At 47.4% G+C, this 21,666-nt stretch carries 21 protein-coding genes; 7 read left to right on the forward strand and 14 right to left on the reverse strand.

Going from position 1 to position 21,666, the window contains the following annotated elements; genetic code table 11:
* Nucleotides 1-83 precede the first annotated feature (83 nt).
* Both ORJ00_RS05615 and ORJ00_RS05620 read left to right on the forward strand, forming a co-directional pair.
* A complete protein-coding gene (locus tag ORJ00_RS05615) occupies nt 84-1,079 on the forward strand; it encodes a S41 family peptidase (RefSeq protein ID WP_306139257.1) in 996 nt (331 codons plus the stop codon).
* 197 nt (nt 1,080-1,276) lie between these two features.
* Nucleotides 1,277-2,758, forward strand: a complete 1,482-nt coding sequence (locus ORJ00_RS05620) for a serine hydrolase (RefSeq protein WP_306139258.1) — start codon at nt 1,277-1,279, stop codon at nt 2,756-2,758.
* Nucleotides 2,759-2,941: 183 nt separating this feature from the next.
* Here ORJ00_RS05620 and ORJ00_RS05625 read toward each other — a convergent pair whose 3' ends face one another.
* From ORJ00_RS05625 to mtnK, 6 genes are all read right to left on the reverse strand, one after another.
* A complete protein-coding gene (locus ORJ00_RS05625) occupies nt 2,942-4,177 on the reverse strand; it encodes an ABC transporter permease (RefSeq protein ID WP_027671891.1) in 1,236 nt (411 codons plus the stop codon).
* Between the two features lie 4 nt (nt 4,178-4,181).
* Nucleotides 4,182-5,372 carry an efflux RND transporter periplasmic adaptor subunit gene (locus ORJ00_RS05630; protein WP_306139259.1) on the reverse strand — a complete coding sequence of 397 codons (1,191 nt, stop codon included), beginning with the start codon at nt 5,370-5,372 and terminating at the stop codon, nt 4,182-4,184.
* The gene (locus ORJ00_RS05635) at nt 5,362-6,378 is read right to left on the reverse strand and encodes an HlyD family secretion protein (protein ID WP_306139260.1); all 1,017 of its coding nucleotides are present in this window, start codon (nt 6,376-6,378) and stop codon (nt 5,362-5,364) included. The genes ORJ00_RS05630 and ORJ00_RS05635 overlap by 11 nt, the downstream gene beginning before the upstream one ends.
* Entirely contained in the window at nt 6,375-7,316 is a 942-nt protein-coding gene (locus ORJ00_RS05640) for an HlyD family secretion protein (RefSeq protein ID WP_306139261.1), read from the reverse strand. Before ORJ00_RS05640 ends, ORJ00_RS05635 begins: the two co-directional genes overlap by 4 nt.
* Nucleotides 7,310-7,984, reverse strand: coding sequence for an ABC transporter ATP-binding protein (locus ORJ00_RS05645; protein ID WP_306139262.1), 675 nt, complete (start codon nt 7,982-7,984; stop codon nt 7,310-7,312). The genes ORJ00_RS05640 and ORJ00_RS05645 overlap by 7 nt, the downstream gene beginning before the upstream one ends.
* 127 nt (nt 7,985-8,111) lie before the next feature.
* The gene (gene mtnK / locus ORJ00_RS05650) at nt 8,112-9,308 is read right to left on the reverse strand and encodes an S-methyl-5-thioribose kinase (protein WP_306139264.1); all 1,197 of its coding nucleotides are present in this window, start codon (nt 9,306-9,308) and stop codon (nt 8,112-8,114) included.
* Between the two features lie 87 nt (nt 9,309-9,395).
* On the opposite strand from mtnK, the gene mtnA reads away from it, so the two are divergent.
* A complete protein-coding gene (mtnA, locus tag ORJ00_RS05655) occupies nt 9,396-10,421 on the forward strand; it encodes an S-methyl-5-thioribose-1-phosphate isomerase (RefSeq protein WP_305976739.1) in 1,026 nt (341 codons plus the stop codon).
* A gap of 219 nt (nt 10,422-10,640) precedes the next feature.
* On the opposite strand, the gene ORJ00_RS05660 is transcribed toward mtnA, so the two are convergent.
* The 5 genes from ORJ00_RS05660 to ORJ00_RS05680 all read right to left on the reverse strand — a co-directional run bounded on the left by ORJ00_RS05660 (nt 10,641) and on the right by ORJ00_RS05680 (nt 14,262).
* Nucleotides 10,641-11,168 carry a hypothetical protein gene (locus ORJ00_RS05660; RefSeq protein WP_306139265.1) on the reverse strand — a complete coding sequence of 176 codons (528 nt, stop codon included), beginning with the start codon at nt 11,166-11,168 and terminating at the stop codon, nt 10,641-10,643.
* 169 nt (nt 11,169-11,337) lie between these two features.
* Complete coding sequence (locus ORJ00_RS05665) at nt 11,338-12,234, reverse strand: LysR family transcriptional regulator (RefSeq protein WP_305976741.1); 897 nt, start codon at nt 12,232-12,234, stop codon at nt 11,338-11,340.
* Between the two features lie 169 nt (nt 12,235-12,403).
* The gene (locus tag ORJ00_RS05670) at nt 12,404-12,946 is read right to left on the reverse strand and encodes a 1,2-dihydroxy-3-keto-5-methylthiopentene dioxygenase (RefSeq protein WP_305976742.1); all 543 of its coding nucleotides are present in this window, start codon (nt 12,944-12,946) and stop codon (nt 12,404-12,406) included.
* A gap of 2 nt (nt 12,947-12,948) precedes the next feature.
* Nucleotides 12,949-13,626, reverse strand: a complete 678-nt coding sequence (mtnC, locus tag ORJ00_RS05675; protein WP_306136628.1) for an acireductone synthase — start codon at nt 13,624-13,626, stop codon at nt 12,949-12,951.
* Nucleotides 13,627-13,629: 3 nt separating this feature from the next.
* The gene (locus tag ORJ00_RS05680; protein ID WP_306136627.1) at nt 13,630-14,262 is read right to left on the reverse strand and encodes a methylthioribulose 1-phosphate dehydratase; all 633 of its coding nucleotides are present in this window, start codon (nt 14,260-14,262) and stop codon (nt 13,630-13,632) included.
* A 107-nt stretch (nt 14,263-14,369) separates the two neighbouring features.
* On the opposite strand from ORJ00_RS05680, the gene ORJ00_RS05685 reads away from it, so the two are divergent.
* Nucleotides 14,370-15,515 carry a methionine aminotransferase gene (locus tag ORJ00_RS05685; protein WP_306139266.1) on the forward strand — a complete coding sequence of 382 codons (1,146 nt, stop codon included), beginning with the start codon at nt 14,370-14,372 and terminating at the stop codon, nt 15,513-15,515.
* Nucleotides 15,503-16,294, forward strand: coding sequence for an amidohydrolase (locus ORJ00_RS05690; protein WP_306139268.1), 792 nt, complete (start codon nt 15,503-15,505; stop codon nt 16,292-16,294). The genes ORJ00_RS05685 and ORJ00_RS05690 overlap by 13 nt, the downstream gene beginning before the upstream one ends.
* Before the next feature lie 89 nt (nt 16,295-16,383).
* Here ORJ00_RS05690 and ORJ00_RS05695 read toward each other — a convergent pair whose 3' ends face one another.
* A complete protein-coding gene (locus ORJ00_RS05695) occupies nt 16,384-16,872 on the reverse strand; it encodes a YgjP-like metallopeptidase domain-containing protein (protein WP_037054439.1) in 489 nt (162 codons plus the stop codon).
* A gap of 169 nt (nt 16,873-17,041) precedes the next feature.
* Here ORJ00_RS05695 and ORJ00_RS05700 point away from each other — a divergent pair, with 169 nt between their 5' ends.
* Nucleotides 17,042-17,467 (forward strand): cytidine deaminase, encoded by a 426-nt coding sequence (locus ORJ00_RS05700; protein WP_027671215.1) that lies wholly within the window; start codon nt 17,042-17,044, stop codon nt 17,465-17,467.
* A 3-nt stretch (nt 17,468-17,470) separates the two neighbouring features.
* A complete protein-coding gene (gene deoA, locus ORJ00_RS05705; RefSeq protein WP_027671214.1) occupies nt 17,471-18,781 on the forward strand; it encodes a thymidine phosphorylase in 1,311 nt (436 codons plus the stop codon).
* 111 nt (nt 18,782-18,892) lie between these two features.
* Here deoA and ORJ00_RS05710 read toward each other — a convergent pair whose 3' ends face one another.
* A complete protein-coding gene (locus tag ORJ00_RS05710) occupies nt 18,893-20,188 on the reverse strand; it encodes an NAD(P)/FAD-dependent oxidoreductase (protein ID WP_306136624.1) in 1,296 nt (431 codons plus the stop codon).
* A 92-nt stretch (nt 20,189-20,280) separates the two neighbouring features.
* Entirely contained in the window at nt 20,281-21,546 is a 1,266-nt protein-coding gene (rho, locus tag ORJ00_RS05715) for a transcription termination factor Rho (protein ID WP_027671212.1), read from the reverse strand.
* Nucleotides 21,547-21,666 lie beyond the last annotated feature (120 nt).

The raw sequence follows: 21,666 nt of genomic DNA on the forward strand, positions 1-21,666 counted from the left end.
AATTGGAAATAAATTTGGCAAAACATAACGCTACCTACAACCATTTGGCGTGATAATGCACATTGGAATTAGGAAAACACATAATGAGTGCAGTTAAAAAATTACTTTCTTTTATAATTTTACTTACGTCTTTTTTGCTTTTGCTTTCATGTGGAGGTAGCGATAATAGTGGAGACGATCTATCTCTTGCTCAACAAAGGATGGCTCAGGCCTATTTGTCTGAAATTATTACAATTATGCGTAACAATGCCCTAACTCGGAATGAAGTGAATTGGAGCAATCTTGAATCTGAGGTTAGTCAATTGGCTGCAAATGTTGGTGCAATTAAAGATACTTATCCTGCGATTACGCGTGCACTAGAATTGATAAACACAAATCATTCTTTTCTAAATTCCCCTTTAGGCGCATTGATAACTTATCCGTCAACAATCAGATGTGAGCAAAATCTGGCTTTAGACACTCCTGAAGAACCCGGAATAGGTTATGTAAGAGTAGATGCTGTTATGTCTCGAGACGCGGCTGAAGCCAAGCAAATAGCGACAACAATACAGCAAGAAATAGCTAAACAAGACAATCAAGGTGTAACGGCATGGATTGTTGATCTTCGAAACAATCAAGGCGGCAATATGTGGCCAATGATAGCGGGACTCGGGCCTTTATTCGAAGGTACTACACTGGGCTATTTTATCGATGCTGACGAAAATTCGACCTGGTGGGGTTACAACAATGGGTCTTCGCTCTTAGGTGGTAGCCCTGTCGTTACTGTAGATAAACCTTATAGTCTAATTACGCCCTTACCAAAAATTGCCGTGTTGACTAGTAAAAGAACGGCAAGCTCGGGTGAAGCCACCGTAATTGCTTTTAAAAAGCAATTCAACGTGCAATTTTTTGGAACTGATAGCTGTGGGTTATCTACTGCAAATACCAATTTTACGCTGAGTGACAATAGCGCTTTGTTTCTTACAACAGCGGTTATCGCTGATCGTGAACAACAAAAATATGGTGTGCGCATCCCCGTGGATGAGGCGACATCAAGTGAGCATACGCTAGCCAGTGCAATTGCTTGGCTACAAAACTAAGACAACGCATACATTTTGCATGTTTTTTATAGGCGATACCTAACTAGAATTGAAAAAACATGCTTTTTTATGACCAACAATAAAGCATTTTTTTGTCATCAAACCAAGATTTTAATAACAGCGATCAACAGAGAAAAATTTAATTAAAGTGCGCTATTGAGCTCGACAAACATATAACTCAACAGGAATAAATACTGATGACGAAAAGCGTCCTACTTACAATCTCGTTTTTATTGTCTCTGTCTCTGAAAGCTGAAGAGTTATCTTTACCAATTGCAGAAATAAATACCCAGATTCTTCGCTATGTTGAAGAATATAATGCCCCTGGATTATCTGTTGCGGTTGTATATAAAAATGAGGTTATTTTCGCGAAGGGTTATGGCTGGAGGGACCCTGAAAATAAACTTCCGGTGGATACTGAGACAGTTTTTCATATCGGCTCTATTACAAAAGCTTTTACTGGAGCGTTAATAGGACAATTGGCCAGTGAAGATAAATTAGAACTATCTGCCAGACCATCAGTTTATATCCCTACCTTGAAATTTTTTAATACGGAAATGGATCAACGTATTACCCTTGGTGATTTACTCAGCCATAGAAGTGGCATTGGTGACCATGGTTTATCACTTGTTCTTTTTCCGGAGCCAAGCAAGTCAGAAATGATAAAAAGATTGCCTTACCTAAAGCCTCAAGGTGAAATAGGCAATAGTTTTATTTATAGCAATATTGGCTATACGTTAGCCGGCGCGATTGTCGAAACTGTGACTTACAGAACGTGGGAAGAGCAGATAAAACAAAAATTATTTATTCCATTAGACATGACTCACTCATCAACCAGTGTTGCTGAAATGAAACAGACCAATAATTATGCTTATGGCTATGCAAAATTGGGCGAACACATGGTTAAAGTACCATTCGAAAATTACTACTCATATAGTTCAGCAGGCGCAATAAAGAGCTCAGCAATTGATCTATCAAAATGGATGAAAGTTTGGTTAAACGAAGGAAAATACAATCAAAAACAAGTTGTTCCAGCAGGATACATTAAACAAGCAACAAGACTACAAAATATAAAATCAGACCCTTACACAGAGGATGCCTTTCTTCAAGGCGAAGGGTATGGATGGCGATTAGGAGTCGCCGATGGTCACTTCAGAGTACGTCATGGCGGCAATACCAATGGTTTTTCATCTGTAATTAATATGTATCCTTTTAAACAGTTCGGCATAGCGGTTCTTAGTAATCAAGGAAACTCTGTTTTGCCCTATATTGTTTCAGATCTTATTTCACGCAAAATATTGAATTTACCCGAGTCAGATTACCCAATAGTGGTTAGCGAAATGTACCGCCCCCAAAATACGGAACAACGTTTTAATGCCGAAGCGATGCCTACTTTAGAACTTCAAAGATATGTAGGGAAATACCATGCAAATGGTTATGGATTTATCGATGTAAGATTGAAAAATGGCACATTAATCGCTAAGTTTCCAACGTTTGAATTTACGCTTTCTCACCTAAATCATGACAGCTTTTATCTTCAAGGAATGCCAGATTTTAGAGAAGATTTTAATCCAGAGTTTACTGTGATGTTTAGGTTAGATATCTCGGGGCAAATTGATGGTTTGAATTTCCACACTCAGACTGGCCCGGTTTTGTTTCGAAAAGACCGCCTGCAGTGAAATGTGTCTAGATAAAGTATTATCATTAACGAAACTGTGGTCTTTAGTATTGATGTGGGAAAATATTGAGAGGGTGTTCAATATTCTATGCCAGCTTTTGCCAGATGTAGCGTTCAGTTAATATTGTCTCTACTAAGCGGCCTCGGTTTGTTATGACACCCAGTGTATAGTCCGCCAGGCAAATTATTCACTTTGCAGGGCGGTTATAGGGTCAAGCTGCGAGGCTTTAATCGCCGGATACACGCCAAAAGCGATACCGATGAGCGCGCAAATACTAAACGACAACACTATCGCCAGCAGCGACCAGCTTACTGCCCAGTCAGAATAAAAGGCGATAAGTTCTGACAGTAAAATACCAAACACTATGCCTAACAAGCCGCCAAGAATCGCAATGGCAAAGCTCTCTGCAACAAACTGCAGTTTTATATCACGCTGAGTTGCGCCAATGGCGCGTAGTAAACCAATTTCTTTGGTGCGTTCAAGCACGGTTGCCAGCATGATATTCATAATACCAATGCCGCCAACTAACAAAGAGATTCCCGCGACACAAGACATGACGATATTGAAAATTTGCTGGGTTTGCTTTTGTTGCGCCAATAACGCTGCAGGCACAATAATATTGTAATCGTCGATGTCGTTATGGCGCTGTTTTAACAGGTAATCCAGGGCGCGGGCACTTAAAGCGTTATTGGCGTCCTCATCAAGCTGCAACCGGAACGAGGTAAGCTCGGCACTTAGCGGCTCGGCTTTAAAACGCGTTTGTGCGGTGTTAAGTGGCATAAACAATTGGCTTTGTTCGCCGCCCAATTTTATGCCCTGAAACTCATTGCTACCGGCATACGGTTCGGCCAGTACACCCACAACCTGTAGCCAGACATGGTTTACTTTTACCGCTTTTCCTAACGCGTCGCCTCTGGGGAAAAGGCTTTGCGCAACGCGGGCGCCCAAAATAGCCACTTGGGCGGCATAACGGTTTTCTTGTTCGGTAAAGTTACGTCCGCTGGCAAAGGTAAGTTTGCTTAATGCCATATAGCTTGGCGACACGCCAATGGCGATGCCATCACTTTTTCCCTGATGGCTGTAGATGTTGTGTGTATCTACTTTGCGCTCAGCGCTAAATGCTGTGACTCCCGGAATAGTAGCAACGGCTGTATCGATATCGCTCTGACTTAGTCCGAGTGAATGTTTACGTTGTTCTTGCAGCGTTTTTTCATCAAAACTACGGGCTTCTACTATCAGATTGCGAAGCCCCATGGTTTCAATAGTTTTTAGCGCTTCGCGTTCAGCCCCTTCACCTATGTTAAGCATGGCAATGACGGCACCAACGCCGAATATCATGCCCAGCAGGGTTAAAAAGGTACGCAGTTTATGCTGTGCTAATTCGGCCAATGTATCCGTTATTAATGAACTTATTTTCATCGCCTCAACGCTCCGGATTAATCAGGGCTATTTGATCACCCGCTTGCAAACCACGGCTGATTTGGGCGTGGCTCAGGCTCTTTTTACCGATTTCGATGGGTTGCCTTACAAAGTGTGTACCATCACGTTTGTAGACATAGAGCTGTTGCTGATCACTGAAAATAGCTTGTAACGGGATCATCAGTATGTTGTCAGTTTCATCGACCCAAAGCTCAGCAAGTATTTTATTACCCGGCATAAAGCGGGGGTCTTGCCGGGTTGGCGCAACAACCACTTCAATAAATTTTCGCGGGTCACGTCGCTCGCGAGACTGGGCAACTGCCGCTACAGATACGACTTCACCTGTCAGGTTGTCGTCCGGCCAGGCTGTTAATGCAAAGGTTACTTTTTGGCCCGCGGCCAAGCCTATGGCTTCCTGCTCAATAACCTGTAGTTTTATATGTTGCAGGCTTAGATCCGGAATGCTGCCAATCCGAGCGCCAGGAAACACCATGCCGCCCACTTCCGGCTTTTCGCCACGCCAATTAGCTTCGAACAACAAAATACCTTGGTGTGGCGAACGGATTTCCAGCGCAGCCAAGCCACTTTCAGCCTGTTGCAATAAGCTTTGCTGTTGGTTACGTTGCAGTTGCAGCAACTCCAGCTCACCGTTACTACGCTGGGAAAAACTTTGCTCTTGCCAGCCTAAATAGTCGCGTTTGTCACCCAAGTACTCTTTGTTCTGCATTGAGTCGAGAATTTCTAACCGCGAGCGAATTTGCACATCGTCAATACTGAAACGATCAGCGAAAGAAAACTCATGGCCGTTCAATGTTTGGTCAAGGCCAATTGCGGTTTGTTCGTTTTGTTGTTCAGCCAGTTTTTGTTGTTCATCAGCGACGACGGCTCCCAAACCGGAGCTGGCTTTTACCTTGGATCGAAGCAGTTGGGTGGCATCAAATGTTACGACCACATCGCCAGGTTGCACTTCAGAATACTCTTTGGCGAGTGACGCAATAAAGCGGGGGCCCTGCACTGTTTTTGGGGCATTGATACTGACAGAATTAACGGCAAACAATTCGCCGTCGGCATTTATTTTATGCACTAGGGTATCTTCAACTACCGGATACACGGGCACTTGCAGTTGAGGTTCACTGCAGCCAGCAAGGGCAATGGCGCAAAATGCACTTAGCCAGTAAGCGTTATTATGGCGCATCTGCACCTCCCGCAGGGGCTGCCAATTGAATATTAAGCCTTGCTGTCATGCCTGGACGCATGGTGTCGGTATCTACTGAGTCCAAACTCACTCTTGCATCTACTACACGGCGTAAATTATCACGGGACTTGTCCCTTACCGCATTACCCAGGCTTTGCAGTACACCAAGAAAACGCTTTTCCGGGTAGGCATCCAATGTAATTTCAACCTGCAACCCCGGATGTATTTGTTTTAAATCGATTTCGTCTATTTCTGCTTTAATATATAAGCTGTCCAGCTGGCTAACTTCGGCCACTGGTTGACCAAACTGCACGGTATCACCGGTGGAAAACTTTTCACCATCAAAGTTTTGGCTGTAAACCATCACGCCAGCAAAGGGGGCCTTTACCTGCATACTGTCAATGCTGCGCTTTAAATCATCCACTTCAGCCTGTAACCGGCTTACTTTGGCCAATAACATTTGTTCTTCCGCTTTGCGCTGCTGTTGATGGCTGGCCAGACGGGCTTCAGCCAACTGCTTTTGATTGTTAGCGATGGTGAAGTCAATTTGCGCTTTACGCCGGTCATTGGCAGAGCGTGATTGGTCGACAATCTCGGCTTTGCGTTTGTCGCGGTCGAATTCCATATTACGCTCTGCCAGCGTAAGCTTTAATTCTTCAAAACGTTGTTCGTCGCTGCGTAAGCGGTTTGCCAGTTCTTGCCCGGCACTTTGCAGTTCAATACTTTTGTTTTTTAGTTCATCTATCTGGGTTTGTGCATCAAACGCCACAACCAGATCATTTTCTTTCAGCAGGCTACTTTCGGGCGCCAGTTGTTTAATATTGTATTGCCACAAATGTTTTACGCTAGGTGGTGAGGCTTTAAAAGCGTTGGCTGCGGTAAGCTCGCCGGTGGCGCGCACCTGACGATTAACCGTTTCTACCACAGCTTGCTGTTCTGGTTGGCAAGCACTAAGCGCCACTAGCATAAGCAGGCTCAGGCTGCAGGTAATGAAATGGCGTGTCATGGTTGTGTTACCTCTATCAGTAAGCCCATGCCAAGCATTGGTTGTGAAACCGGAAAGCGTTCCGACATGAAAACAGCCTTGTAATACAGCGCATTGCCCCAGCTTTGACGCTTTTCACCCTGGCGCGCAACCTCGCTCAAGGTAATAGGAAATGGCGATTGTGGCGCTATGTCAAATCGAGCAGTAAATACATGCTGCTGTAACCTGGGTATATCAGTTTCATGCACCCAGGCTTCAATATACAGGCTGTCGGAACGATTAAGCTCGGCAATATTCCAACCTGGCTGCGCAGTAATACCGGCATAAATTTTAGTGCCATACCACGGGTGTGTACCATAACTGATAGTGCCATCTTGGGTGGCGATTACGCTCATTTGCCCCAGTTGCACGTCGGCGTCTTGCAGTTCCGCCTGCGATTGTTCCAGTTGCAGTTGTTGTTTGGATAAGGCTGACTTTGCTGTAATACGTGCTACCGCAAGTTGTTCTGCTGCTTTGGCTGATTCTGTGCGCGCCCGTTTAAGCTCTAATTGATATTGTTCGTAATCATACGCACTTAAGTTTGCCAGCGGTACTGACGCGTCGATACCGGCTTTTTCCAGTAGTAGCTGACGGCGTTCTAGTTCATATTCCGCTTCCATAACCTTTTGCTTGTGTTCACTTTTTAACTGATTTAGCCGTTCTTCATGGTTAATAATGGCGCTTTTAAGCTGTTCGATTTGCGTTTTTATATTGCCAGCATCAAACACGGCTATGAGATCGCCGTGCTTTACCGGTTCATCTTCCGGATGCAGCCACTGCACCTGTACGCGCCAGGTATCACTCATGGGCGATACGACGGTTTGCTTATCTGCTGACTGCAAAGTACCCGTTAACAATAACGGCATCGGTTGTTCTGTTGCGCTGCTGAGCAATAGTAAGCTAAAAAATGTGGCTAACATCCACTGTCCTGTAAAATTTGGCCGTCGCGCATACGGATAACCCGGTTAGCATAGGCGGCGATTTCATCTTCGTGCGTTACCATAACAATGGTATTGCCTTTGCTGTGTAAGTCGCAAAGCAACTGCATAATTTCTTTCGACGTTTTACTGTCAAGGTTGCCGGTAGGTTCATCGGCAAATATCACTTTAGGCCGGTTGATTAGTGCCCGGGCAATAGCAACGCGCTGCCGTTGTCCGCCTGACATTTCGTGCGGTTTATGGCTTGTTCTATGGCCCAGCCCAACTTGCTCCAATAGCGTATTAGCTCGTGCTAGCGCCTCTGCCGGGTCGGTGTCGGTATAGCGAAGGGGTAAGGCGACGTTTTGCGCTGCAGTTAAGCGGGGCAGTAAATGAAATGATTGAAAAATAAAACCAATATGGCGATTGCGCATAGCCGACAGGCTGATGTCGTCTAACTGACCGATAAGTTGATTGTCGAGCTGATAACTGCCGCTACTAGGGGTGTCCAGACAGCCAAGAATGTTCATCAGTGTGGACTTGCCAGAGCCCGAGCTACCCATGACAGCTACAAATTCATTTTCGGCAATTTGTAAGCTTACATTGCGCAAGGCGTGCACAGCATTTTCGCCCTGCCCAAAAACGCGGCTTAACTCCTTAGCTGCGATCATTACAACGTCCTTTAATTAGCTATATTTGCAGCATGCCACAATGTTGCTGATTCTGGAACGTGGGCCGGCGACAGGCATTGTACTAAAATGTAACAAGCTGTTTCGGCATCGGTTTATCGCTGCTTATTTACTGATAGCGCACCAGCGCGATCACTTGCTCGATATTCGCCAGGCTTGCGCGTTGCAATATGAGTTCACGCCCCAGCTTTAAGGCTTTGCGCTCACTTTGCCCGCGTGTTGCGCTGTCACTTATTTGTTCCAGATCGGCCACATGCGCTAAGCCAACCGTGCGGCGGATTAGCTCGCAACCGGCATACCCTAGTGTATCGGCAAAGACTTGCTGCATAAAGCGCTGTTGGTACAGGCTGTTTTGCAAGCTGGGCTCGCGGCATTCATTACTCATAAGCTGTTGAAAATTTGTGGCAAACGCTTGCCAGAGGGTTTGAATTTGTTCGAGCAAATAAGCCTGATGTTGCTGACGGATGTCGGCATCAGCTGTTAAACCAAAATGTCCCAGATAATTCAGTAGCAAGTTGCCTAGCAAGCTACCAACATCAAAACCTATCGGGCCATAGAAACCAAATTCAGCGTCAATCAGTTTGCAGTTTTCATCGTTGATAAAAATGCTACCGCTGTGTACATCTCCGTGCAGTAACGCTTGAGGTTTAGATAGAAAATTGACTTTTAATTGCGCGACGTCGGCCTGAAGCGCTTCGTCGTGCCATAGCTGTTGCGCATCGCTGCGAATTTCAGCATGTACATTGTTGCGTTCATGGTTACAGTAGGGATCGGTGAAAAACAAATCTTCAGTGATCAAGCATAACTCAGGGTTTAAAAAACGGCCCACTTGCTGTTTCTTGTTCGGCCCGGTTAACGCAAAATCACTGGTGTAATACAGGGTCTGCGCTAAGTACGCTGCCAGCTGAGTGGCTAAGTGTGGATACTGCTTACCCGCGATAAGCTCTGCCCGTAATATACGATAGTCGGTTAAATCTTCCATTAAAATAGCTGCTTGTACGGGGTCATAGTGCAGCACTTCAACCGTGTGCTCGGGACACAATTTACGATGCTTAATTAATACTTCAGCTTCAATGCGGGCACGGTCTATGGTTAGCGGCCAGCTTTCACCGACACAACGCGCATAGGGCAGGGCTTGTTTAACAATAAGGCTGGTGCCTTTGTCATTACTGACACGAAATACCAAATTTAAATTACCGTCGCCAAATTCTTCACAATGCAACTTGCTGTGATCGCCAAACAAGGTGCTGTGCTCATCAGCAAAGCGTTTGGCATCTTCCGTGGTAAAGGTGCGGTAGTCGGCCATGGTATAGTCCTGTACTTGTGTTGAATATTGACGGACTGCATAATCGCAAACCTGATAGACGTCTGCAACGCTAAACAGGAATAAGCGATGAAAAACTTAACGGCACTGAGTGTTAAAACGGTACAGGGTGAACTGTATGTACTGGATCAAACGTTGTTGCCACAGCAGCAAGTTTGGCACAGCTGCAAAACCGTGCCGCAAATGGTTAGCATGATTAAAGCGCTGCAGTTGCGTGGCGCCCCGGCTATTGGCATTGGCGCCTGTTTACTGCTGGCATACCGGGCCAGTGTTGGTGACAGTCGTGAGCAGCTGCTACTAGACGCTGAAGTGTTGCGTGCGGCCCGGCCTACAGCCGTGAACCTGATGAATAACCTTGACAGCATGCTAGCAGCCCTTAAGCAAACCGACTTTACCTTAGCCGCCATTGCCTGCGCTGAGCAGCTGTTTGCAGAAGATGTTGAACTGTGCCAGCGCATGGCCGAGCATGGTGCGGCGTTAGTGCAAGAGGGGGAGCAGTTACTTACACACTGCAATACCGGAGGCCTTGCTACCGCTGGGGTAGGAACCGCACTGGGCGTTATTAGCTTGGCACATCAGCAGGGTAAGAATATCCGCCTTTGGGTGGATGAGACCCGGCCCCTGCTGCAAGGCGGCAGGCTTACCGCATGGGAATGCCAGCAGCTGGGTATTCCATATCAGCTTATTTGCGACAATATGGCGGCGATGTTAATGGCTCGCGGTCAGGTAGACCGTATATTTGTTGGCTCTGATCGTATCGCCGCCAATGGCGATTTTGCCAATAAAGTAGGCACCTATTCACTGGCCGTACTAGCGCATTACCACAAGGTGCCGTTTTACGTAGTGGCGCCACATACCACAGTAGACTTAGCCTGTGCTGATGGTAGTGCGATACCGATAGAGCAACGCCATGCTGACGAAGTGCGCGGAGTTAGCGGTGCTTTTGGTAAAACAGTATGGGCACCCGAGCAGGCACCGGTATTTAACCCGGCATTTGATGTTACGCCCGCAGCTCTGGTAACCGGGTGGGTATTCGATACTGGTGTGTACTCACACGCTGATATTGCCGCCGGTGTATTACAGCAGTTTGCCTGATCCCGCCAGAGCGAGTGTTGCCGCCGTTGCATTGTCGGGGTTAGCGCAAAAAAACAGAGTTACACCGGGGGGATGTAACTCTGTATACACACGGGGGAGTGTAAGTTAAGTTAAGCTAAGCAATGAACAGGCGCTTACTCTGTTCGCTGCCGGCACTGTGCAGGCGCTTAATTTGCACAGTGTTCTGCTGTAGTCAGCAGAATAAGGTTTACTTCGGTGTTACTCGGCTGTGGTCATCGCCAGGTCAAGGCCATTGTTGGCTTTGTTTAAGGCAAGTTCTAAACGTTGTAAGTTGTGTACGCTAACTTCGCTGCGGCTTAATTCAGCGGCACGTTTAAAGTCTGCCAGTGCGGCCAGGTTGTTGTTTTGCGATAGACGCAATACACCACGGTTACTCAGCGCATGCGCCCGCATTTCACGTTTATCACCCGCGCTAACATGGGTAAATTGCTGTACTAACGCCACAGCGCTATTACAGGCTTGCTCAGCCTGCTGCAGCTGGTTACTTTTGGTAAAACCGACGCACAGGCTCATTTGACGAGAGAAGTTATCCACTTCTGCACTGTTGCTATCAAGTGTTTCATTAATACCCTGGTCAAACTTGCCGGCCTGTAATGCCGCAACACCAGGTGTATCTTCAATGATGACCATTTTATAGCCGTTGGTGTTGGCTGATGCGAAAAATGAACCCGAGGCCATTAGCATCAACGCCAAAGAACTGCCTAATTTAATTGATCTCGCTTTCATAGTGTGTTGCTCCCAATTTTCCCATCCAGGCAGCCATGTTTGGTCTGCAAGCTAAGTTTGAGCAAAAGCACTAAATCTGACAAACGATAAAAAAAAACCTGATAAGTGAAATTTATTCATCTACCGGTGTCATCAAGCAGTCATGTTGTGCTGCACCGGTATTGTTAAATTAAGACGCCTCTGGAGTAACGTGAAAGCTTTGTAACACCCAATCAATTAACAGCTTAATTTCATGCCGGCTGGGGTCGTCATCGTGGCGCACCAGGTAATAGCGATCGCGGCTAAGTAGTTCTTGTTCAAACAGCCGTTGTAAGCTGCCACTGGTAAACCAGCCATTGCTGATTGGCAGTGGGACGAGCGCCACTCCCAGCCCTTGCTGTGCCGCCCGCGCTACGCTAAACATGCTGTCCAGCTGAATAATCTGCTTGGGTTGGAAATTATGGTAACCAACATGCTCGGCCCATTGGTGCCAGGCGTGCGGCCGTGCCTGATGCAAAATAAGCGGTACTTGTTCCAGTACACGGTAGCCTTTGCTATGCCATTTTTGATACTGCTGTGGGTTGCAGGCAGGCACGTAGCTTATTGGAAATAAGTCGTACGCCTCTTGCTCAACAGGCTTTTTGCCCGATAAAACAATCGACAAATCCGTGTACTTGGGGCTGTCCCTGCGAGACTTAACGGTTTCCAGCTTCAGGTTGATATTGGCATATTGTTCTGACCAGCCAATAAGCCGGGGTACAAACAACTCGCTGGCAAAAAACTCTGGCATGGAAATACTGACTTCTAACATGCGTTCAGCCTGGCTGAATTCGCCAATAGTGGTGGCGAGTTGTTGCATTAACGGCTCTATCGCCAGATAAAACTGCTTGCCAACTTCTGTCAATACGATGGCTCGGGTTTGGCGCTCGAACAGCTGCAGGTTAAGGTTTTCTTCCAGCTGTTTAATTTGATGACTTACCGCAGATGGTGTTAAGTACAGTTTCTTTGCTGTTTCTTTAAAGCTTAAACACTCAGCGGCAACACAAAAACAGCGTAGGCCCCGCATAGGGGTCTGAATTGGTAACATAATAAACCCGGGATAAATAAGCGTACTGCCACAGTATTGCAGCACCGTATGACAAAGCATAAGCAATAGCAGTGCCAGTGCAAGCTTTAGTGCTAATTAACTGAGAAATCTTGGTTTTAATTTGTTGCAGCGGGAGCGCAGCGACGCTGTGCACCACGCTGGTGCAGCCTTAGTTCAGTAATGGGAAAGCGGTGGCGATGGTGCTACCGGTAAAATTGGCGACCCAGCCTTCGGTATTATTGAATAACCGTATGGCGGTAAATTCTGGCTCACTGCCCATATCAAACCAATGCGTGGTGCCAGCAGGAACGCTGATTAAATCATGTTGTTGGCATAACACCTGATACACCTTGCCGTTGATATGCAGGCAAAACAGACCCTGGCCGCGAACAAAAAAGCGAACTTCATCTTCGCTGTGTGTATGTTCGGCAAGAAATTTCTGCCGCAATAGCGTTTTGTCCGGATGGTTGGCGTTAAGTGAGATCACATCAACGGTAAGGTAACCCCGCTGTGCTTTAAGCTGATTAATATCTGCCGCATAAGCTGTAAGGATTTGCTCATCTGTGCTGTCAGGGCTAATTGGGGCGGCGGCGTGCCATTGTTCAAACCGGATCCCTGCATCCTGTAATTGTTGTGTAATAGCCTCTGGCTCGCTACTGTCAAACAACGCTTGTTGCGGATTATCGGCACTAAATACAGTTAACCGGCTCATTGTTATTGCTCCAAAACCTGATAGAAGTCGCTGGCTACTTTGTGGCTGCCTGCGGTTTGTCCTTCGCGAATAAGTTGTACGGTATCAATACCCAGCGGTGCGGCAGCATCCAGCTCAGCCGTCACGTCAGACAAAAACAGTATTTGTTTCGGCGGTAATTGGAGTTGCTGCACTATAGCGGCATAGGAGGATATGTCGCGCTTGGCACCAATCTGTGTGTCAAAATAGCCGCTAAATAATGGTGTTAAATCACCGGCATCGCTGTGTTGGAACAACAGTTGCTGCGCCTGTACTGATCCTGAACTATAGACATACAGCTTTATGCCGCTGTTATGCCAATGATGTAGCTGTGCGGCAGCGTCGGCATAAACATGGCCGGTAAAGGCGCCACTTTGATAGCCATGCTGCCACACCATGCCTTGTAAGGCTTTTAGCGGTGTCACTTTAGCGTCTTGTGCTATCCATTGTTGTAGCTGTTCGTTAATTTGCGCCAGGCTAGCCGATGGCTGCTGCATTAGGTTGCGACAGGCTTGCAATTGCGTGGCGACGGCTTCGTTGTGTTGTTGTGCCTGAATAAACGCTGGCAATTCAGTGGCTGCGTAAGGAAACAACACGTCGGTAACAAAGCTAATGCGACTGGTGGTACCTTCAATGTCTGTAATAATGGCGGAATACTTCACGGCTTACCTTGTTAGTTTTAACCTTTCCAGCTCGCAGTTTATAAGAAACTCCCAACCTTCTAAATGCCTTTTTGCTTCATCGAGACTGCGACCCCATACATACAAGCCGTGACCCCGCACCAATAAGCCCCAATGTAATGGTTGTTGCTGCCAGCGTTGACTGAGCTTGTCGGCAAGCTCAGGGATATGCTGTGTGTTGTCGAACAATGCCAGTGGACAAGCTGCGGTATGTGTTGTATTTCCGCTAATGGCTTTTTGCATTTCATAGCCTTGAAACAGGTAACTGTCTTCACTGATTATCCGCGAAAACACCGTGGCTTGTACCGAATGCGTGTGCAATACCGCCTTTATCTGCGGGTCAAGCTGGTACAACCTGGCATGCAAGGCGGTTTCGGCTGACGGTGTGCCCGTGCAGCTTAAACTACCATCTTGCCAGCTTACTGGTAGCAAATCCTGCGGGCTTAACTCGCCTTTATCTTTGCCAGAGGCCGTTACCAATGCGCTGTGCTCGCCACTTCGGATAGAAAAATTACCGCCGGTGGCCGGTACCCAATGTCGGCTGGCGATCCAGCGACCTAACGCACACAAAGCAATGGCATGTGGATTAAGTTGATGCAGCTGAGCGGTATTATTCATATTTAGTGTAAACCTGGTTGCTATACGTTTAAGCGTTTAGATGTCTATACATAAAACGGGCTAAATGATAGCATTCAAACCGGTTTTCGCAACTTTTTCTTGCTGCTATGACACTTAAAAGCAAACTGCCTAAGGTAGGCACAACTATATTTAGTCAGATGTCACAACTGGCTGCACAGCACCAAGCGATTAATTTATCGCAAGGTTTTCCTGATTTTTCTCCGGACCCACTGTTGTTGGATGCCCTGGCGGCATATAGCCAGCAGGGGTTTAATCAGTATGCCCCTATGCCAGGTATACCGGCTTTGCAGACTCAAATTGCCAGTTTGGTGCAGCGGTGCTACCAGCGTACGGTGAATGCCGAACAAGAGGTAACCGTAACCAGCGGTGCGACAGAGGCGTTGTTTGTTGCCATCAATGCTGTGGTGCAGCCAGGGGATGAGGTAATAGTATTTGACCCGGCGTACGACAGTTATGAGCCTGCCATTAACCTGTGTGGCGGCAAGGCTGTGCATATTGCTCTGACGCCCCCAGGCTATCTTATTAATTGGCAGCAGGTGGCTGAGGCTATTACCACACGTACCCGGCTTATTTTAGTCAATAGCCCGCACAACCCAACCGGTATGGTGTTTACCCCGCAAGATTGGATCAGTTTGCAGCAGTTGGTGGTTAAACATAATTTGTACTGCATTAGTGATGAAGTATACGAACATATGGTGTTTGATGGGGCACCACAGCTTAGCGCAAACTGCTTTGCAGATCTGGCGGCCCGCAGTTTTATAGTTTCCTCTTTTGGTAAAACCTTTCATGTCACCGGCTGGAAGCTGGGCTATTGTGTAGCGCCTGCGACATTAAGTGCAGAGTTTCGCAAAATACATCAGTACGTTACGTTTTCCAGCTTTACCCCAGCACAACATGCTATTGCCGATATGTTGGCACAGCAACCACAGCAGGTTAGTGGCTTGGCCGCGTTTTATCAGCAAAAGCGCGACCATTTTGCCAGCCTGTTGCAGGCTAGTCGCTTTACGTTATTACCCTGTCAGGGCAGTTATTTTTTACTGGCCGATTACAGCGCGATAAGCGATTTAGACGATGTGAGTTTTTGCCAATGGTTAACTAAAGAACATAAGGTCGCTGCTATCCCGCTATCAGTATTTTATCAAACGCCGCCCACTGCCCGCATTGTTCGCTTTTGTTTTGCTAAGCAAGCCAGCACGCTTAACGCGGCAGCGGAGGCATTATGCCGGATTTAACAGAACTGAATGTTAGGGTACTGCAAACTGAATTGGTTTGGCAGGATGCAGCGGCAAACCGCTTGCAGCTTGCGAAGCAATTGCTAGATTGCACTGGGGCAGATGTTATCGTATTGCCTGAAATGTTTAGCAGTGGTTTTTCCATGCAAAGTGCCGATATTGCCGAGCCAGAAGGAGAAACACTAAACTGGTTAAAGCAACAGGCGGTTTTAACACAGGCGGCACTAGTAGGTTCTGTGGCTACCCGCATAAAGCAAGGTTGTGTTAACCGCTGCTACTTTGTTACCCCTGATGGCGATGTAACCTATTACGATAAAAAGCACCTGTTTCGTATGGCGGGTGAGCATCAGGCTTACGTTGCTGGCAACGAACGTGTAGTGGTTAGGTATCGTGGTTGGCGTTTGCTGCTGCAGGTATGTTACGACCTGCGTTTCCCGGTGTTTAGCCGTAACCGCAACGATTACGATATCGCACTGTATGTGGCAAACTGGCCAGCGGCAAGGGCCCATGCCTGGCGTACACTATTGCAGGCGCGTGCCATTGAGAACCAGGCCTACGTGCTGGGGTGTAACCGCGTAGGCACGGACGGCAATGGTATTAGCTATCGTGGCGATAGCTTGATTGTTGATTTTTTGGGCAAGCCACTGGCTGATGTAGCACCCGCTAGCCCTGCCATTTTAGCAGCAGCACTTAACTTAGCTGCGCTAAACCAATACCGGCAGCAATTTCCGGCCTATTTAGATACTGATGCCTTTGCGCTGATACCGGCAAAATCATGATCGGTTTGCTCCAAATGAACTGTTGGAGCCCCTGGATGACCGGACAAATAGGTCGGGAACATATTTAGATTGTTTTGTTTGGTCGATATTTAAGTCTTACTCGAATCCCGCCAAAGTAACCAGAGCCGGGTATCCAGCTCCAACTGATGGTAGGCGGGCTCCATATGTTGGCAGAGTTTATAAAAGGCTTTGTTATGCTCTTTCTCTTTGAAATGAGCCAGCTCATGCACCACGATCATACGTAAAAATTCGGCTGGCGCCTGCTTAAACAATGCAGCAACGGTAATACTGTTATGCGATTTTAATTTGTGACCATGCACCCTGGATTGATAGGTGTGCATACCGAGTGCTTGCTGCAATACATTTAACTTGCTGTCATACCTTACCTGGCTTAGCGGTGCGCTATTACGCATATAGTCATTTTTTAATTCGTTAATATAGCTGTACAGCGCCTTATCACTTTGCACCTGATGTGGCGCAGGATATTTGCGCGCCAAATACGCCTCAAGTTGTCCGCTGTCTAACAGTTCGTTAGCTTGCTGCTGAATGTGCGCCGGGTAGCCGGCGAGGTAATTCATGGGCTTCACATTATCGTATCTTTAATTATTTATGCCGGCATTATAAGGCGCATCTAAACTGCCGTCAGTATGCATTGCGGTGTATGTTTTATTGATTGCTATACACAGGCTTGACCCGGACGCTATTCGCAGTAACACTATATGCCCATAACTAACATGAGTTTAACCAGTGAGTGAAATTAACTGGGCTGCCTTGCAGCAAGCCGCAAAAAACGCCGCAGCGCAGGCTTATGCGCCTTACAGCAAATTCCCCGTCGGCGTAGCCGTATTGGCCAGCAGTGGTAAAATCTACAGTGGCTGTAATGTTGAAAACGCCTCTTATGGCGGCACAATATGTGCGGAGCGTAACGCAATTGCGGCTGCCGTGGTCGCGGGTGAGCGTGCATTTGATGCGCTGATGGTATATACACCGCAAGAGATGTTAACGCCACCTTGTGGTATCTGTCGTCAGGTTATCGCCGAATTTTTTACACCAGACTCGCCAGTTGCAAGTTGCAACCATTTAGGTCAGCAGCAAAGCTGGACATTGGCTGAGTTGCTGCCGTCTGCCTTTACCCCAACCTACCTAGCCAACAGCACTAAAGTTGGAGCTTAATATATGATCCCGCAGGAAATTATTAAAACCAAGCGTAATGGTGGCCAGTTAAACCCGGCCGAGATTAGCCAGTTTGTCCGCGGCTTAACCGATGACAGCTTTAGCGAAGGCCAGGTAGCGGCATTGGCGATGGCCATTTACTTAAATGGTATGAATGTAGACGAAATCGTCGCGTTAACGCTAGCCATGCGTGACAGCGGTACGGTACTAAACTGGCAAGGTAAGCTAAATGGCCCGGTGGTGGATAAGCACAGCACCGGCGGCGTGGGTGACAAAGTAACCTTGATGCTGGCACCCATGGTAGCAGCGTGTGGTGCTTTTATGCCCAGCATTGCCGGTCGTGGCTTAGGGCATACTGGCGGCACGGTAGATAAACTGGAAACGATCCCTGGGTATAGTTGTACGCAACCCTTGGATAAAATTGAGCAATTATTACCACAATTGGGCTGCGTTATTGTTGGACAAAGTAGCCAGCTGGCGCCGGCCGACCGTCGCTTATATGCTATTCGTGATGTCACAGCCACCGTTGAATCTATCCCCCTTATCACCGCGTCAATTTTGTCCAAAAAGCTGTCAGAAGGTTTAGATGCCTTGGTAATGGACGTAAAAATTGGCAATGGTGCCATTATGCGTACGGTAGATGATGCGTCTGCGTTGGCCAGCAGCATTGTCAATGTCGCCAATGGGGCGGGTGTGCCAACGCGCGCACTGCTAACAGACATGAACCAGATTTTAGGTCGTACTGCCGGTAATGCGCTGGAGGTTGTTGAAACGCTGGATTATTTAACCGGCAAATACCGTGAGCCACGCTTACATCAGGTAACACTGGAACTTGGCGCCAATATGCTGATGCTGGGTGGGCTGCATAAAGATAAAGCCTCCGCAATTGCAGCGTTAGAGTACAGTTTAAGCTCAGGCAAAGCCGCTGAAATTTTTGCACAAATGGTTTCAGCCTTAGGTGGCCCGGTTGATTTACTGGAAAAGCCACAGCAGTATCTCGCAAGCGCACCTGTGGTACAGGACATTGTTGCACCGACAAGCGGCTACCTAAACTATACCAATACTGTTGGGCTTGGTATGGCAGTAGTGCGCTTGGGTGGCGGCCGCTCTCACCCTAGTCAGCAAATAGACCCCGCCGTCGGTTTTAGTCATATTTTAGCCGGTGGTAGCAAAGTGCAGCAGGGCGATGTCATTGCTTGTGTGCACGCTGCCAGTATAGAGGCGGCAACGATAGCTTCTGCAGAGTATCTGGCTGCGCTATCGATAGCGGAACAAGTTACTGCAGCCCCATTGGTGCATCATATTATTGGTTAACTGGCATTGCGCACCCGAAATTGACTGTTATTTTGCAAGTCAACTTCAGGGTGCCGCCTAGCAAGTCTTGCGTACTGAGTCTTTCGTACTGATTGGAGGCTACAGCAGGCCTTAGTGTAGCTTCAGGCGCGGTCGCACGATGCGATTGATGCGCGCTACTAAGCTGATAACCAACATCTTTAACCAGCCATGTAGCGCAACCTGATGCATTCGATACAGCGAAATATAAGCCAGTCTGGCAATGCGGCCTTCAATCATCATGGCGCCACCAACCAGGTTGCCCATGAGGCTGCCAACGGTACCAAAGCGGCTTAACGAAATCAGTGATCCATGATCTTTGTAGGTGAATTCACGTAGCGATTTGCCATTTAACTCAGCCAAAATATTATCGGCAACAGAACTGGCCATTTGATGCGCCGACTGTGCTCGTGGTGGCACCCATTTGTTGTCTGGTAAAGGGCAGCCGGCACAATCACCAATAGCATAAATGCGGCTGTCCAGCGTGGTTTGTAGCTTGCTGTTTACCAGTAGCTGATTAATGCGGTTGTTTTCCAGGCCGTCAAGGTGATGTAAAAAATCTGGCGCTTTAATACCTGCAGCCCATACCATCAGTTCGGCGTCCAACTGTTCACTTCCTAACTGCAGCCCAGTGCTGTTCGCCGCAGTGACTTTAGTATTGGTACGTACCTTAACGCCCAGTTTTTCTAGTTCTTTTTGCGCAGCAATGGCAATGCGCTCTGGTAGCGCAGGTAAAATACGCGGCCCGGCCTCTATCACACTGATGTTTAAACGCGCTTTTCGTAAGTCAGCAAAGCCATACAAGTTGAGTTCGGCGGCGGCATGATATAGCTCAGCTGCTAGTTCAACTCCGGTAGCGCCTGCACCAACGATGGCAATATTGAGCGTTTCTTTCGGGTGACGCGGTGAATTCAGCTTTAAATAGGCGTCAAGTAAGTGTCGATGAAAGCGCTGTGCCTGTGCCGGACTATCTAAAAAGATGCAATGCTCTGCTACGCCAGGGGTATTGAAGTGGTTTGACACACTGCCGATGGCCAACACCAAGTAGTCATAGTCCAGTTCTCTTGCTGCTAGCACTTCCTCGCCATCGTCAGCAAATACGGGGGCCAAAATAACTTTTTGCTGTTGCCGGTTCAGGCCGTCAAAACGGCCTAATTGAAAATCAAAACCGTGTGCAGCGGCATGGGCGCGGTAACTGAGCTGATCAATTTCGATGTCTAATGTGCCGGTAGCAACTTCGTGTAGTAAGGGTTTCCAAATGTGAGTGTGGTTACGGTCTACTAAGGTAATATGCGCTTTGGTGTGACGGCCTAACTTATTACCTAAGCGGGTTGCCAGTTCCAGGCCGCCAGCTCCTCCGCCAACAATTAGTATGCGTGGGCGTGTCATGTGCTACTTCCTTCTGTCAAAAATAAAGTAGTGCAACGTCTTGCCGTTAAAAGTGGGCAAGAAAAAACCGGCGCTAAGGCCGGTTTATGTAGTTAACTTTTTTGCCGTTTCATGGCATCGAAGAACTCGTCGTTGGTTTTGGTCATCAACAGACGGTCTATCAGGAACTCCATGCATTCGGTCTCGTCCATAGGGTTGAGAATTTTACGCAGGATCCACATTTTTTGTAGTTCTTCCGGCGACGCCAGCAGCTCTTCGCGGCGCGTACCTGAACGGTTAAAGTCGATAGCAGGGAACACACGGCGCTCGGCGATTTTACGCGACAAGTGCATTTCCATGTTACCGGTACCTTTAAACTCTTCGTAGATAACTTCATCCATTTTCGAGCCGGTATCAACCAGCGCAGTAGCGATAATGGTTAAGCTACCACCTTCTTCAACGTTACGAGCCGCACCGAAGAAGCGCTTAGGTTTGTGTAGCGCGTTAGCGTCAACACCACCGGTTAATACCTTGCCTGAACTAGGGATTACGGTGTTATAAGCACGGGCTAAACGGGTAATAGAATCCAGCAGAATAATAACGTCTTTTTTATGCTCAACCAGGCGTTTAGCTTTTTCAATAACCATCTCGGCTACTTGCACGTGGCGGCTAGCAGGTTCATCAAACGTAGATGCAATAACTTCGCCTTTTACCAGGCGTTGCATCTCGGTAACTTCTTCCGGACGCTCGTCAATCAGCAGCACCATCAGCACACAGTCTGGGTGGTTAGCGGCAATAGATTGGGCAATATTTTGCAGTAAAATGGTTTTACCGGCTTTTGGCGGTGCCACGATTAAGCCGCGCTGACCTTTACCGATCGGAGACGCTAAGTCCAGTACCCGTGCGGTGATATCTTCACGGCTGCCGTTACCACGCTCCATCCGCATACGAGAGTTGGCATGCAGTGGCGTTAAGTTTTCAAACAAAATCTTGTTGCGGGCTTGCTCTGGCCGGCCGAAGTTAACTTCGTTAACTTTTAACAGCGCGAAGTAACGTTCGCCTTCTTTTGGCGGTCGGATTAAACCAGAAATACTATCACCGGTGCGCAGGTTAAAGCGGCGGATCTGGCTGGGCGACACATAGATATCGTCTGGTCCAGCTAAGTAAGAGCTATCGCCGGAACGTAGGAAACCGAAACCGTCTTGCAGGATTTCCAGTACGCCATCACCGAAAATTTCTTCGCCGTTTTTGGCATGTGATTTTAAAATGGCGAAAATAATGTCCTGTTTACGCAGGCGGGCCATATTTTCCAGGCCCATAGACTCAGCCAATTCAACCAGCTCGCTAATTGGCTTTAGTTTCAGTTCTGTTAAATGCATATTGATGGGTTTCTTGTTGATATAAAAACAGGGTAATGCTTATCGGTTCGATAAAATAAGGTTTGGAAGTGGTTTTTTCGACAGACAAGCGTGGTTTTGCACAATTTATTTGCTACACAA

It is taken from the genome of Rheinheimera baltica (genome assembly GCF_030731985.1).
Taxonomy (GTDB): domain Bacteria; phylum Pseudomonadota; class Gammaproteobacteria; order Enterobacterales; family Alteromonadaceae; genus Alishewanella; species Alishewanella baltica.